The sequence below is a fragment of the Escherichia sp. MOD1-EC6098 genome (assembly GCF_002965865.1).
Taxonomy (GTDB): Bacteria; Pseudomonadota; Gammaproteobacteria; order Enterobacterales; family Enterobacteriaceae; genus Escherichia; species Escherichia marmotae.
This window is the reverse complement of record NZ_PTSN01000013.1, coordinates 104,799-118,500: the sequence shown is the minus strand read 5'-3', so window position 1 is coordinate 118,500 and position 13,702 is coordinate 104,799. Positions and strand designations below refer to the sequence as shown.

Below are 13,702 nucleotides of genomic sequence, written 5' to 3'. Positions count from 1 at the left end.
GAAATAAAAAAACACCCATAAGGGTGCTTAATAATTGGTTGCGGGGGCCGGATTTGAACCGACGACCTTCGGGTTATGAGCCCGACGAGCTACCAGGCTGCTCCACCCCGCGTCACCGTACTGCTTTTACTTCGTCAAATTTTGATTGGTTGCGGGGGCCGGATTTGAACCGACGACCTTCGGGTTATGAGCCCGACGAGCTACCAGGCTGCTCCACCCCGCGTCACCGTACTGCTTTTACTTCATCAAATTTTAATTGGTTGCGGGGGCCGGATTTGAACCGACGACCTTCGGGTTATGAGCCCGACGAGCTACCAGGCTGCTCCACCCCGCGTCCGTGGATGCGCACTATACTCCGCTCGCGTTTTCATGCAACCTTTTTTTTACCCGGATCACGGAATTGGGATGTTTTTGAACAAAAACAAACCATTAAAGCCTATTTTTTGTGCAAAATTTGCGTCAGGGAGCGGCTACGCATTTCATTAAACCCAACGGTTTGTTATCTTCGTTGCGCCTTATTTTTTAACCTGAAGAAGAGAACAATGAAAGGACGTTGGGTAAAGTACCTTCTTATGGGCGCAGTCGTAACGATACTTGCCGCCTGCTCCTCCAAACCAACCGATCGCGGACAGCAATATAAAGACGGGAAATTTACCCAGCCTTTCTCTCTGGTGAACCAGCCAGATGCCGTTGGCGCGCCAATTAACGCCGGTGATTTTGCCGAGCAAATTAACCATATCCGTAACGCGTCGCCGCGTCTGTATGGCAACCAGAGTAATGTTTATAACGCGGTGCAGGAGTGGCTGCGCGCAGGTGGTGATACCCGCAATATGCGTCAGTTTGGTATTGACGCCTGGCAGATGGAAGGGGCGGATAACTACGGCAACGTGCAGTTTACGGGTTACTACACACCGGTAATTCAGGCGCGCCATACTCGCCAGGGCGAGTTTCAGTACCCTATTTACCGTATGCCGCCAAAACGCGGTCGTCTGCCGTCTCGTGCGGAGATCTACGCGGGGGCACTGAGCGATAAATATATCCTTGCTTACAGCAACTCTCTGATGGATAACTTCATTATGGATGTGCAGGGGAGTGGATATATCGATTTTGGCGATGGCAGCCCGCTTAACTTCTTCAGCTATGCCGGAAAGAACGGTCATGCCTATCGCAGTATTGGTAAGGTTTTGATCGATCGTGGCGAAGTGAAAAAAGAAGATATGTCGATGCAGGCGATTCGTCACTGGGGTGAAACGCACAGTGAAGCCGAAGTTCGTGAACTGCTGGAACAGAATCCATCTTTCGTCTTCTTTAAACCGCAATCTTTCGCGCCGGTGAAAGGGGCAAGTGCAGTGCCGCTGGTTGGCCGTGCGTCGGTTGCCTCTGATCGTTCGCTTATCCCACCAGGTACTACCTTGCTGGCAGAAGTGCCGCTGCTGGATAATAACGGCAAATTCAATGGTCAGTACGAACTGCGTCTGATGGTGGCTCTGGATGTCGGTGGCGCAATCAAAGGCCAACACTTCGATATCTATCAGGGGATTGGCCCTGAAGCTGGCCACCGCGCCGGTTGGTACAATCACTATGGTCGTGTCTGGGTGCTGAAAACGGCCCCGGGCGCAGGTAACGTTTTTAGCGGCTGATGTGATATTCTGTACGCCGTTTTTACGGATAAGCCAGGGTGAGGGATAACCTCACCTTTTGATTGTTGACTAACTGCGCGTTGTTCATGCCAGATGCGGCGTGAACGCCTTATCTGGCCTACAAATTATGCAAATTCAATATTTTGCAGGAGTTATGTAGGTCTGATAAGCGTAGCGCATCAGGCATTTATGCGTTTAGGGTGAGGGATAACCTCACCCTTTTTAATTCTGAGGTGCTATGTCTGTTGTAATAAGTGATGCCTGGCGTCAGCGTTTTGGCGGCACAGCGCGTCTGTATGGTGAAAAAGCGTTGCAACTGTTTGCTGATGCGCATATTTGTGTCGTCGGTATCGGTGGTGTCGGTTCCTGGGCGGCGGAAGCTCTGGCGCGAACGGGGATTGGCGCAATCACACTTATTGATATGGATGATGTGTGCGTCACCAATACTAATCGGCAAATTCACGCGCTGCGCGATAACGTCGGGCTGGCAAAAGCTGAAGTGATGGCGGAACGTATTCGCCAGATTAACCCGGAGTGCCGGGTAACGGTGGTGGATGATTTTGTGACGCCGGATAACGTAGCGCAATATATGAGTGCCGGTTATTCGTATGTGATTGATGCCATTGATAGCGTGCGACCTAAAGCGGCGCTGATCGCTTATTGCCGTCGCAATAAAATCCCATTGGTCACGACCGGTGGCGCAGGCGGGCAGATTGATCCGACGCAGATTCAGGTTACTGATCTGGCAAAGACAATTCAGGATCCGCTGGCGGCGAAACTGCGCGAGCGCCTGAAAAGTGATTTTGGCGTGGTGAAAAACAGTAAAGGTAAGCTCGGCGTGGACTGCGTTTTCTCTACCGAAGCACTGGTGTACCCGCAGTCAGACGGTACGGTGTGTGCGATGAAAGCCACGGCAGAAGGGCCGAAGCGGATGGATTGCGCGTCAGGATTTGGCGCGGCAACGATGGTAACCGCCACCTTTGGTTTTGTTGCGGTTTCTCATGCGCTGAAGAAGATGATGGCGAAAGCGGCGCGTCAGGGGTAAACATTAGGTCGGAGGCGACGTCTGGTGCGTCTTATCCGACCTTGAACGTGCAACATCAAGCTTGCTTCGCCGCCGCGATAATCGCCTCGCTTAACGCATTCAGCCCTTGACTGCGTGAGGCGCTAAGTTGCGCACGCAATCCCAGCTCATCAAACAATGCCAGCGGCGACTGTGCCTGTAACTCGGCAGCGGTTTTCCCCTCCACTGCGGTCAACAACACGGCCAGCAGACCGCGCACAATGCGTCCTTCGCTATCACCAAAGAAATGCATCTTGCCGTTTTCAGCGACGCTATACCCCAACCAGACGCGGTTTTCGCATCCGGCAATCTCTTTGGCCTGCGCTTTTAACTCGTCTGGCAAAGCAGGAAGCTGTTTCCCCAGCATAATCAACTGGCGATATTTATCTTCCCATTGCGTCAGCGGCGCGAAAGTGTTGTGTAACGACTCTGCCGTTACGGTTGTGCCGAACGGATGTCCGGCGAATTGCGGGTTCGTCATTAATCCACCAATAATTCCAGTGCGCGGTCAACGGCGTTCACCAGCGCATCCACATCACTCTTTGTATTATATGGCGCAAAAGAGGCGCGCAGAGTGCCGGTTACGCCTAATTCTGCCAACAGTGGCTGAGCGCAATGCTGCCCGGCGCGTAGGGCAATGCCATACTCCGCCAGCAGCGTTACCATATCGCTATGATGAACACCGGCGAAATCAAAGGCCAGCAGGCTGGAGTCCTGACAGCGGAATGAACGAAAGCCAGGACGTTTTGCCAGCGCCTCTTCTGCGAGCGTCGCCAGACTGCGACTCCAGCTTTCTGCCTGGTTGATATCATAATCTGCCAGCCATTCCAGCGCCGCGCTTAACCCAATGACGCCTGCGACGTTGGGCGTTCCGGCTTCCAGTTTCCACGGCGCAGATTGAGTGGTGAAGCCGTCAAAACTGACTTCGTGGATCATTTTGCCGCCGCCCAGCCAGGGCGACATTGCTTCCAGCAGTTCTGGTTTGCCATACAGCACGCCGATACCTGTCGGGCCATAAAGTTTGTGACCTGAAAAAGCGTAGAAATCGATATCCAGTTGCTGAACATCGGCAGGGAAATGCACCGCCCCCTGAGCTCCATCAACCATCACCACCATTCCGGCGGCGTGGGCAAACGTAATCGCTCTCGCTAAATCCGGGCAACCACCGGTGACGTTCGACATCTGGCCCAGCGCCAGAATCCGGCTACGAGGAGTCATTAGCGCTGGCAATAAATCGACATCCGGCAACCGCTGCGCATTAAGCGGCAGTTTCACCACTTTGGCTCCAGTTTGTTGGGCGACCATCAGCCAGGGAACAAGATTGGCGTGATGTTCTGCCACACTGACAATAATTTCATCGCCTGGTTGCAGGCGTGGACGGGCATAACATTGCGCCACCATGTTAATAGATTCGGTGGTGCCACGTGTCCAGACAATAGTTTTGTCATCCGATGCATTCAGCAGTTGGGCGACTTTCTCCCGCGCGGCCTCATAACGTGCGGTTAACCGTTGGGCTTCGGCGTACTGGCTGCGATGCACGTTTCCAGCACTCAGGCTATAGAACTGCCGGGTTGCCTCAATAACGGCTTCGGGTTTGAGCGCAGTAGCGGCGCTGTCGAGATAGACGCCCGCATCCTGTAATGCGGGAAAGTGCGCGCGAAACGGCGCGGGATTAAAAACGTTCATGGTACTCCTCGGCTTGATAAACCGATCGTGGCGCAAAATTCACTTCGACACAAGGATAGCCCTAACCTTCGGATTCATCTGGATATCCAGGCGAAAGCGACTCGGTCGCTTATGCTTAATAGTGTTAGGCGTTAATTTTAGCCTGTTAATGAATTTTTATTGCGAGTGAATAATCGCTTTAAGGAGAAGAAGATGAAAAAGACTGCCGCAATTATCTCTGCCTGTATGCTGACTTTTGCCCTTAGTGCCTGTTCCGGTTCAAACTATGTCATGCACACCAACGATGGACGCACCATTGTTGCCGATGGCAAACCGATGACGGATGATGAAACCGGTATGATTTCTTATAAAGACGCTAATGGCAACAAACAGCAGATCAACCGCACTGACGTGAAAGAGATGGTCGAGCTGGATCAGTAATTCACGATCGCAAGGTAAAAAAAAGCACCGCAATTAGGCGGTGCTACATTAATCACTATGGACAGACAGGGTAAATGTACAGGAAGTGAAAAAAGGTAGCTTTGCTACCATGGTCTGAATCGCAGACCAATTGCAAACACAACAACACAACATCACAACCGTAAGCCAAAAGTTCACCAGAACACGCATTCCGATAAAACTTTTCGTTCCGGCTCAGGAAGTGCCGCCACTATAGGTATTTGCTGGTAGAAGCTCAACGGACAAATTATAATGGCTCAGATAAAAAAAACTAATAGGTTACATACTGTGATCTAATTGTTAAATTCATTTAACATCAAAGTTTAAAAGCCATGTCAAAACGATTACCACCGCTAAATGCCTTACGAGTTTTTGATGCCGCCGCACGCCATTTAAGCTTCACACGTGCAGCAGAAGAGCTTTTTGTGACTCAGGCCGCAGTAAGTCATCAAATCAAGTCACTTGAGGACTTTTTGGGACTAAAACTGTTCCGTCGTCGTAATCGTTCACTTCTGTTGACCGAGGAAGGGCAAAGCTATTTCCTCGATATCAAAGAGATATTTTCGCAATTAACTGAAGCAACGCGTAAACTCCAGGCCCGTAGCGCCAAGGGGGCGTTGACGGTCAGCTTACTCCCCAGTTTTGCCATCCACTGGCTGGTGCCGCGACTTTCCAGCTTTAATTCAGCTTATCCGGGAATCGATGTTCGAATCCAGGCGGTCGATCGTCAGGAAGATAAACTGGCGGACGACGTTGATGTCGCTATATTTTATGGCCGTGGCAACTGGCCAGGGCTGCGGGTGGAAAAGCTTTACGCCGAATACCTGTTGCCAGTATGTTCGCCTTTGCTATTAACCGGTGAAAAACCCTTGAAGACCCCGGAAGATCTGGCTAAACATACGTTATTACACGATGCGTCCCGTCGTGACTGGCAGACATATACCCGCCAGTTGGGGTTAAATCATATTAACGTTCAGCAAGGACCGATATTCAGCCATAGCGCCATGGTGCTACAAGCTGCCATTCATGGGCAGGGTGTGGCGCTGGCAAATAACGTGATGGCGCAATCTGAAATCGAGGCTGGACGTCTTGTCTGCCCGTTTAATGATGTTTTGGTCAGTAAAAATGCTTTTTATCTGGTATGTCATGACAGTCAGGCAGAACTGGGTAAAATAGCCGCCTTTCGCCAATGGATCCTGGCGAAAGCCGCTGCTGAACAAGAAAAATTCCGCTTTCGTTATGAACAATAATTTACGTAGGGTACGACCATGACCAGCCGTTTTATGCTGATTTTTGCCGCCATTAGCGGTTTCATTTTTGTGGCTCTGGGCGCTTTTGGTGCACATGTTTTAAGTAAAACAATGGGAGCCGTTGAGATGGGCTGGATCCAGACCGGCCTTGAATACCAGGCGTTCCATACACTGGCGATTTTGGGGCTGGCAGTGGCGATGCAGCGTCGCATCAGTATCTGGTTTTACTGGAGTAGTGTTTTCCTCGCGTTAGGCACGGTGCTGTTCAGCGGCAGCCTTTATTGCCTGGCGCTGTCTCATCTGCGTTTGTGGGCGTTTGTCACTCCGGTCGGTGGTGTGAGCTTCCTCGCGGGTTGGGCGTTAATGTTAGTCGGTGCTATCCGTTTAAAGCGCAAGGGCGTAAGTCATGAATAAGGTTGTATTGTTGTGTCGTCCGGGCTTTGAAAAAGAGTGCGCCGCAGAAATTACCGATAAAGCCGGTCAGCGGGAAATCTTCGGTTTTGCCCGCGTGAAAGAGAATGCGGGTTATGTCATTTATGAATGTTATCAACCGGATGATGGCGATAAGCTAATTCGTGAGCTGCCGTTCAGTTCATTAATTTTTGCCCGCCAGTGGTTTTTGGTAGGAGAACTCCTCCAACATTTGCCGCCAGAAGACCGCATTACGCCTATTGTTGGCATGTTGCAGGGCGTGGTGGAGAAGGGCGGTGAACTGCGTGTTGAAGTCGCGGACACCAACGAAAGCAAAGAGTTACTGAAATTCTGCCGTAAATTCACGGTTCCGCTACGGGCTGCCTTGCGCGATGCGGGCGTGCTGGTGAACTATGAAACACCGAAGCGTCCGGTGGTGCATGTATTCTTCATTGCCCCAGGTTGCTGCTATACCGGTTACTCTTACAGCCACAATAATTCGCCGTTCTATATGGGCATTCCGCGTCTGAAGTTTCCGGCAGATGCGCCGAGTCGTTCCACGCTCAAACTGGAAGAGGCATTTCATGTGTTTATTCCGGCGGATGAGTGGGATGAACGCCTGGCGAACGGGATGTGGGCGGTGGATTTAGGTGCTTGCCCGGGTGGCTGGACCTACCAACTGGTGAAGCGCAACATGTGGGTTTATTCCGTCGACAACGGCCCGATGGCGCAAAGTCTGATGGATACCGGACAGGTGACATGGCTGCGGGAAGACGGTTTCAAATTCCGTCCGACACGCAGCAATATCTCATGGATGGTATGCGATATGGTTGAAAAACCAGCGAAAGTTGCGGCATTGATGGCGCAGTGGCTGGTTAATGGCTGGTGCCGTGAAACAATCTTCAACCTCAAACTGCCGATGAAAAAACGCTACGAAGAAGTGTCACACAATCTGGCGTATATTCAGGCACAGCTTGATGAACATGGCATAAATGCTCAGATTCAGGCGCGGCAGTTATATCACGATCGCGAAGAAGTGACGGTGCATGTCCGTCGTATCTGGGCTGCGGTGGGTGGTCGTCGCGACGAGCGATAACGGGCAAGGCCGGGGCGCCGTCTCCGGCCTGCTACCATTGCCATCAGGCTGTCACCAAAGAAGCCGCAACCTGGCGCTCATCAGAAATAATGTGCGTGACCTCATCCAGATGCCCGATGCGGGCTTCTCCAGAACGATTAAATTTACTTTTATCAATCAATAACAACGATTGCGCGGCACGTTTTAATAGCATCGATTTGTAGTCAGCGTTGATCGCATTGGAGTCCCACAGTGCGCCGCTGCTGTCGATCCCTTCGCAAGAAAAAATAAACAGATCGATTTCCAGCGATTTAAGCTGGGAAATCAGCGAGGGATTGACGTAACAACCATATTTGCGCTCAAGTGTGCCGCCGGAACTGATCAGTTGAATGCGTTCGCGCTTACCGAGTTCATGACAAATTGGATGGCTATTGGTGAAGACCTGAATGTCGATGTCAGGCAACTGGCGTGCCAGATACCAGCAAGTTGAACTGGCGTCTAAGGCGATCACCATCCCTTCTTCAATCCACGCGAGCGCTTCGCGGGCAATATCTGCTTTATGCGCATAATGGCTTTTCAGCCGGATATGAAAGGGATCGCCGCTGTCTTGATTTTGACGGTGGATATATTTAGCGCGCCCATGATTGCGCAGAATTTTACCCTGCGTCTGTAATTCATTGAGATCGCGACGAATGGTTTCTTTACTGACCTTTAGCTGTTCAGAGAGAGCTTCCGTGGTCAGGCTGGTATGGTTCAGCAGCAGGTCGACTATCGCTTGCTGGCGTGCCGCTTTCATATTTTTCACCCCATCATTCGATAACCGCCCGCGTCATGCGGGCGTACCGGTATGAGATTACGGTGTTACCCCTTTTTTTAAAAGAATATTCCCGTACTTCGCTCGTTCGCCTGTGATAACGATCGCAAAGGCTTTTTGTGCCCGTTCATAAAACGCAAAACGGTCGATGCGGGTGATTTCAGGGCACGGGGTCTGTAGTGAAAGCGCATCACGATAGCGTTGTTCCACTTCAGGATCGAGGGTGTCACCTTCTACTGCCGCCATCATCACCAGCGGCGGCGCATAGCTGTCCAGTTCAAATAACGGGATAATTGCCTGGAGCAAGTCGCTCACTAACAGGCCATCAGCGCGGATCACCTGTGGTCCCATCGCATGGGCGGGAAAGTGAGCATCGGAAAAAATAATTTCATCTCCATGCCCCATCTCTGCCAGCACTTTCAATAGTTCGGGAGAAATTAACGGCGAAATTGTTTTCAGCATTTCACACTTCCTCTGTAAATTCGGGTTCAGTTTGTGGGTAGAAATAACGGTACTGATAATGAATTTGCGCGCGGGCTTCTTCCGGGCTGTTAAATTCCCCTACGCCATACCAGCCAAACAGCGCAGCTCCTGCGACGGTCGTTTCGGCATCGTCGAGAACTTTTACCGGAATATCAAGCACATTGGCTTTAATCTGATTCCACAATGTGTTGCGACTTCCGCCACCGACTAACAACAATTCAGAGGCTTTAAAGTGGCCGATTTTTTCCAGCATCTGTAGATTGCGCTGTAACTGCGCGGTTAACCCTTCCAGCGCTGCGCGATAGAAATGCCCCCGCGTGGTATTGAGCGTCACTCCTTGCCAGCCTGCGTCCTGACATGACAATAAATCACACTGCATTTTCACGCCGTCCGCGCCCGGTGGGATCAGACGAGCTTCTTCAATCAGCATTTGCCACGGAGTTTCAGTAGTCCATAACAGTTTTCTCACCCATTCCAGCACACCGGATGCCAGCCATTGCATACCCGGGTTATACAAACCTGCCTGGCTGTCCAGTTCACAGGTAGAACCGGCGTACTGACTAAGCAGTGAAGTATCAACCTGCGCGCTGCGAACCATTAAAATTTCCCATGTACCGGAAGAGAGCACGGGTTCATTTTGTTCGGCACCCGCGCCAAAAAGGGCGAACTGAGTATCGTGACCCGCGGAGATCACCGGTATGCCAACGGGTAAGCCGAGCATTGCTGCGGCGCTGTTCTGTAGTGTGCCAATCTGTTCACCCGCTTCCACCAGACGAGGGAAGAGTCGGCGTGGAATACCGGTGGCTTGTAAAATTTGCGGACTGAAATCGCGTTGCTGGATATCCAGCATCTGGCTGGTTCCGGCCATGGTGATATCAGTAGTGAATTCGCCGGTTAAACGGTGGTTAATCAGCGACGAAATAAAGAGCCAGGCGTGCGCGCGTTCCAGCAGTTGTGGATGGTTTTCTTTCAACCATACCAGCTTATATAACGTGTTGAAACTAAAGGCTCCGACACCAGAAATGGCCTGCAACTGTTGTGCGGAGATCAACCGTTCAATATTGTCCATTACCGCCGCCGTTCGCGGACATTTCCAGCTAATGACCGGATAGAGCAGATTTCCTTGCTTATCAACCAGAGCGCCGTCCACACCAAAGGTCGTTACGGCGATACCGCGGATGTGGTATTCAGCCAGTTCACTGTTGATTTGCCGACAGCAATCAGCGAAGCGTTGCAAAATAGCGTCTAAAGACCACTGGTGCCAGGTGTTGTTTTCCATCGCGATATCGCTGGCATTAGGCGTTGAGGCGCGGGCAACAATTTTTCCCTGCCGATTAACCGCGATGGCCCTGACATTGGTCGCGCCACAGTCGAGTACCAGGATAACTTCTTGTTTCATAATCGCTCCTGCAATATAGCCGGATAACATTGCTTATCCGGCTAACCACTCTTGCTTGTTCAGACCCGGTAGCCGGAGCGACCGGGCATCACATCAGGGAGTAATGTATTAACGCTTGTACAACGGACCGTAGTTCTGGCAAGCGCGGTAATCCTGGCCTTCAATATCCATGCCGTGCGCGGCCCAGGCAGAAGGACGATACACTTTTGTCTCTTCAACGTTGTGCATACATACCGGGATCCGCAGCATTGAGGCGAGAGTGATAAAGTCCGCGCCGACGTGGCCGATGGTCAGAACGCCGTGGTTAGCGCCCCAGTTCGCCATTACCGAGTACACATCCGTAAACGGCCCTTTGCCGGTGAGGCGCGGTGCAAACCAGGTGGTTGGCCAGGTTGAGTTGGTGCGTTTGTTGAGGATGTCATGCACATCCTTCGGCAACTCCACACTCCAGCCTTCCGCGATTTGCAGTACCGGTCCCAGGCCTTTAATAATGTTGACTCGAGTCATGGTGAACGGGACGCCGCCTTCAGTGAGGAAGCGGGAAGAGTAACCGCCGCCACGGAAATATTCGTGGATCGCCGGGCACCATTCGGTAGCGGCGAGGCAAGCGTCAGCCTCTTGCTGGGAGATTTCCCAGTGCGGCTTCATCGTCGGTTTTCCTTCGCTGTCGCGTTGTTTACAGGAACCGTCCAGCGCAGCAGAACCGGAGTTGATCAAATGGATGATGCCGTGTTCTGCCAGCCCGTCCAGTTTATGCCCCGTTACGCGCTCAATTGCTTCAGGTGACCAGTAGGTACGCACATCGGCAAATACCTGAGCGGTGCCGGTGAGCTGGTGACCCATTAGCATTGCCACGCCGTTAAGACTGTCGTTTTCGGTAGCCACGACAAAGGGGTCGCGCACGCCATTCCAGTCAAATGAACTGTTGAGGATCGCTTCGGCGGTGTCGCCATTTGGATATTGATCGGTCCAGTGACGTTGTCCCTGGAAGCCCGCCGCAATGGCGTTGTAGCCAAGAGATTCTTCCACGCGACCGATATCAGCCAGTTTGCTGTTGCCTTGCATCATGTCGCGGATACACATTGCCATCAGCAAACTTTCGCGCAGAACTGCGCGGCTTTGTTCGGCATTACGTTGATATTGTTTGTTATTTTCATCTTCGCCATAGCGGAAGTTTTTATCAGCCCAGGCCAGCGCCATTTCCAGTTCTGCTTCGTCGTAAATCTTCTGATCAATACGGCGACGCAGTTCGGTCATATCCACCGCCTGGACTTTCATTCCCAGCCAGGATTCAAAGAAGTTGTGGTCAACGATGGAACCGGCGATCCCCATCGAAACGCCGCCCAGTGACAGATAGCTTTTACCTTTCATACTGGCGACTGCCAAACCGGCACGGGCAAAGCGCAGCAGTTTTTCTTCAACGTCGGCAGGAATCGATGTGTCATCGGCATCCTGAACGTCATGGCCGTAAATGGAGAATGCCGGGATACCTTTCTGACTGTGAGCTGCCAAGGCTGCGGCGAGGTAAACAGCGCCCGGGCGTTCAGTGCCGTTAAAGCCCCAAATGGCTTTCGGACGGGTAGGGTCCATGTCGATGGTTTCACTGCCATAGCACCAGCAAGGCGTTACCGTAATGGTGAGGCCTACATTCTGGCTGCTGAATTTTTCTTCGCAGGCGGCGGCTTCAGCCATCCCCGCGATACAGGTATCGGAAATGATGCACTCGACGGCAGCACCGCAGGCATGGCGCAGTTTCTCGGTTAGCAGTGCGGCCGTGGCTTTCGCCATATTCATTGTTTGTTCTTCAAGCGACTCACGAACACCCATGCGACGACCGTCAATAACCGGGCGGATACCAATTTTCGGTAAGCTGATTTTTTTCATTACAGATTCCTCACTTTATTCGGAAATATGTTCAGTTAATTGCCGTTTGAGAACGGAAACGGGCAAAGATAAAGATGACCGCGAAGCAGAGTGCGGGGATCAGTTCGGCAGTGGGGATGTTGCCCGCCGCGTCACTGACAAAACCCATGACTGGAGTGACAATACCGCCGCCAATAATGGTCATAACGATGAAGGACGAGCCGTATTTGGTGTCCTGGCCGAGATTCTTAATACCCAGCGAGAAGATTGTTGGGTACTGAATCGACATAAAGGCGCTGCATAAAGTCAGGGCTATTAAACCCACATGACCGCCAGCGAAGGCTGAGATCAGGCACAGTGCCATAGCGATTAATGCGTAGGCTGCCAGGACTTTGTGTGGTGCAAAGCGACTGATGAGCCAGGTGCCGGTGAAACGACCAATAAAGAAGCACACCATGGTTCCGGTTAAATAGTTAGCGGCAAAGCCTGCGGTCATACCTGGAATTTCTTCTACAGCGTAGCGAATCAAATAGCTCCAGCAGGCCGTTTGCGCGCCGACGTAGCAGAATTGCGCTAATACTGCCCAGCGCCAGTGGCGAATACGCGCCAGGCGAGAAAGCGATGCGGAGAACGATCCTTGTTTGGCGTCACTGTGATTATCACTCTGCAATGCTGGGAATTTCGTCAGCATGAGCAGCAGGGCGACCAGTAACACGATAGCCACGATGATCATATAAGGTGTCTGTACCGATAATACCAGGCTGTGTTTATACGCACTCAATTGCTCTGGTGACATTTTATCGAGGACGTCTTGCGATTGATGTGGCACGTTAGACAAAATAAGTCTTTGCCCAAAGACAACCGCGATAATTGCGCCAAACGAGTTAAATGTTTGCGCAAGATTTAAGCGAAAGTGACCGCTGCTTTCTGGCCCTAATACCGTAACAAAAGGGTTTGCGGCAGTTTCCAGACAGCCTAATCCGGCTGCAATAATAAATAGGCCAACTAAAAATAAGGTGTAGTTCATTATTTCTGCAGCGGGCCAGAATAATGCAGCGCCGAAGGCATATAAAAACAACCCGGTAATAATCCCTGCTTTATAACTGAGTTTTTTCATCAATATCCCGGCAGGGATTGGGATAATGAAATAACCAAAATAAAAGGCCGATTGGATCAGGCCTGCCTGGAAGTTTGTCAGCGTAAAAGCCTGCTGAAATTGAGGCAATAAAATGTCGTTAAGGTTATTGGCTACCGCCCAAAGAAAAAACAGTGAGCACAGCAGCGCGAATGGAATAATGTAACTTCTGCTTTGCCCTGCATCTTTATCTACCGCACGGTAACTCTGCGTTTGTATTGATGTGTTTCCCATAGCATCCTCTTAGGTTCAGAAGCTTAAGCACGTAATCGGTTATGTTTTCAAAAGTGCAAAACCAGCGAGTCCGGGCTTCATGCCAGTGAATATTTGCCTGTCAGAAATGAACTCATGGATTCATTTTCAAATAAAAAACGCTCTGTAATATGACGATGGTCACACTTATTAGCTGGGAGGTGACTTTATGTGACTACCATCACTTTAATAA

The 13,702-nt window shown here is 51.3% G+C and carries 13 protein-coding genes and 3 tRNA genes; 6 read left to right on the top strand and 10 right to left on the bottom strand.

All coding sequences use genetic code 11. The features are described from left to right. Positions 1–35: 35 nt before the first annotated feature. From C0K55_RS14805 to C0K55_RS14795, 3 genes are all read right to left on the bottom strand, one after another. Positions 36–112: transfer RNA gene (locus C0K55_RS14805), tRNA-Met, on the bottom strand. Positions 113–146: 34 nt separating this feature from the next. Continuing rightward, positions 147–223 (bottom strand) — tRNA-Met (locus tag C0K55_RS14800). Positions 224–257: 34 nt separating this feature from the next. Continuing rightward, positions 258–334 (bottom strand) — tRNA-Met (locus C0K55_RS14795). 208 nt (positions 335–542) lie between these two features. On the opposite strand from C0K55_RS14795, the gene mltA reads away from it, so the two are divergent. Next, the gene (gene mltA / locus C0K55_RS14785) at positions 543–1,640 is read left to right on the top strand and encodes a murein transglycosylase A (RefSeq protein ID WP_000678632.1); all 1,098 of its coding nucleotides are present in this window, start codon (positions 543–545) and stop codon (positions 1,638–1,640) included. Between the two features lie 238 nt (positions 1,641–1,878). Beyond that, the gene (tcdA, locus tag C0K55_RS14780; RefSeq protein ID WP_000117724.1) at positions 1,879–2,685 is read left to right on the top strand and encodes a tRNA cyclic N6-threonylcarbamoyladenosine(37) synthase TcdA; all 807 of its coding nucleotides are present in this window, start codon (positions 1,879–1,881) and stop codon (positions 2,683–2,685) included. A 55-nt stretch (positions 2,686–2,740) separates the two neighbouring features. On the opposite strand, the gene csdE is transcribed toward tcdA, so the two are convergent. Continuing rightward, on the bottom strand, positions 2,741–3,184 hold the full coding sequence (csdE, locus tag C0K55_RS14775; protein ID WP_000184239.1) for a cysteine desulfurase sulfur acceptor subunit CsdE: 444 nt from the start codon (positions 3,182–3,184) through the stop codon (positions 2,741–2,743). After that, positions 3,184–4,389 (bottom strand): cysteine desulfurase CsdA, encoded by a 1,206-nt coding sequence (gene csdA, locus C0K55_RS14770; protein ID WP_016249142.1) that lies wholly within the window; start codon positions 4,387–4,389, stop codon positions 3,184–3,186. Before csdA ends, csdE begins: the two co-directional genes overlap by 1 nt. 192 nt (positions 4,390–4,581) lie before the next feature. Between csdA and C0K55_RS14765 the strand changes: the two genes are divergently transcribed. The 4 genes from C0K55_RS14765 (at position 4,582) to rlmM (ending at position 7,584) form a co-directional block, all read left to right on the top strand. Further along, complete coding sequence (locus tag C0K55_RS14765) at positions 4,582–4,809, top strand: YgdI/YgdR family lipoprotein (RefSeq protein WP_000750396.1); 228 nt, start codon at positions 4,582–4,584, stop codon at positions 4,807–4,809. A 350-nt stretch (positions 4,810–5,159) separates the two neighbouring features. Continuing rightward, the gene (gcvA, locus tag C0K55_RS14760) at positions 5,160–6,077 is read left to right on the top strand and encodes a glycine cleavage system transcriptional regulator GcvA (RefSeq protein WP_000044401.1); all 918 of its coding nucleotides are present in this window, start codon (positions 5,160–5,162) and stop codon (positions 6,075–6,077) included. Positions 6,078–6,095: 18 nt separating this feature from the next. Further along, positions 6,096–6,491, top strand: a complete 396-nt coding sequence (locus tag C0K55_RS14755; protein WP_000203905.1) for a DUF423 domain-containing protein — start codon at positions 6,096–6,098, stop codon at positions 6,489–6,491. Next, positions 6,484–7,584, top strand: a complete 1,101-nt coding sequence (gene rlmM / locus C0K55_RS14750) for a 23S rRNA (cytidine(2498)-2'-O)-methyltransferase RlmM (RefSeq protein WP_001045507.1) — start codon at positions 6,484–6,486, stop codon at positions 7,582–7,584. Before C0K55_RS14755 ends, rlmM begins: the two co-directional genes overlap by 8 nt. Positions 7,585–7,627: 43 nt before the next feature. Here rlmM and fucR read toward each other — a convergent pair whose 3' ends face one another. The 5 genes from fucR to fucP all read right to left on the bottom strand — a co-directional run bounded on the left by fucR (position 7,628) and on the right by fucP (position 13,491). Then, positions 7,628–8,359, bottom strand: a complete 732-nt coding sequence (fucR, locus tag C0K55_RS14745; RefSeq protein ID WP_010378533.1) for an L-fucose operon activator — start codon at positions 8,357–8,359, stop codon at positions 7,628–7,630. 57 nt (positions 8,360–8,416) lie between these two features. Further along, positions 8,417–8,839 carry an L-fucose mutarotase gene (fucU, locus tag C0K55_RS14740; RefSeq protein ID WP_000920827.1) on the bottom strand — a complete coding sequence of 141 codons (423 nt, stop codon included), beginning with the start codon at positions 8,837–8,839 and terminating at the stop codon, positions 8,417–8,419. Between the two features lies 1 nt (position 8,840). Then, positions 8,841–10,259 (bottom strand): L-fuculokinase, encoded by a 1,419-nt coding sequence (gene fucK / locus C0K55_RS14735; RefSeq protein WP_016262483.1) that lies wholly within the window; start codon positions 10,257–10,259, stop codon positions 8,841–8,843. Positions 10,260–10,367: 108 nt separating this feature from the next. Continuing rightward, positions 10,368–12,143, bottom strand: a complete 1,776-nt coding sequence (gene fucI / locus C0K55_RS14730; protein ID WP_105266684.1) for an L-fucose isomerase — start codon at positions 12,141–12,143, stop codon at positions 10,368–10,370. A gap of 31 nt (positions 12,144–12,174) precedes the next feature. Further along, a complete protein-coding gene (gene fucP / locus C0K55_RS14725; protein ID WP_105266685.1) occupies positions 12,175–13,491 on the bottom strand; it encodes an L-fucose:H+ symporter permease in 1,317 nt (438 codons plus the stop codon). Positions 13,492–13,702: the final 211 nt, after the last annotated feature.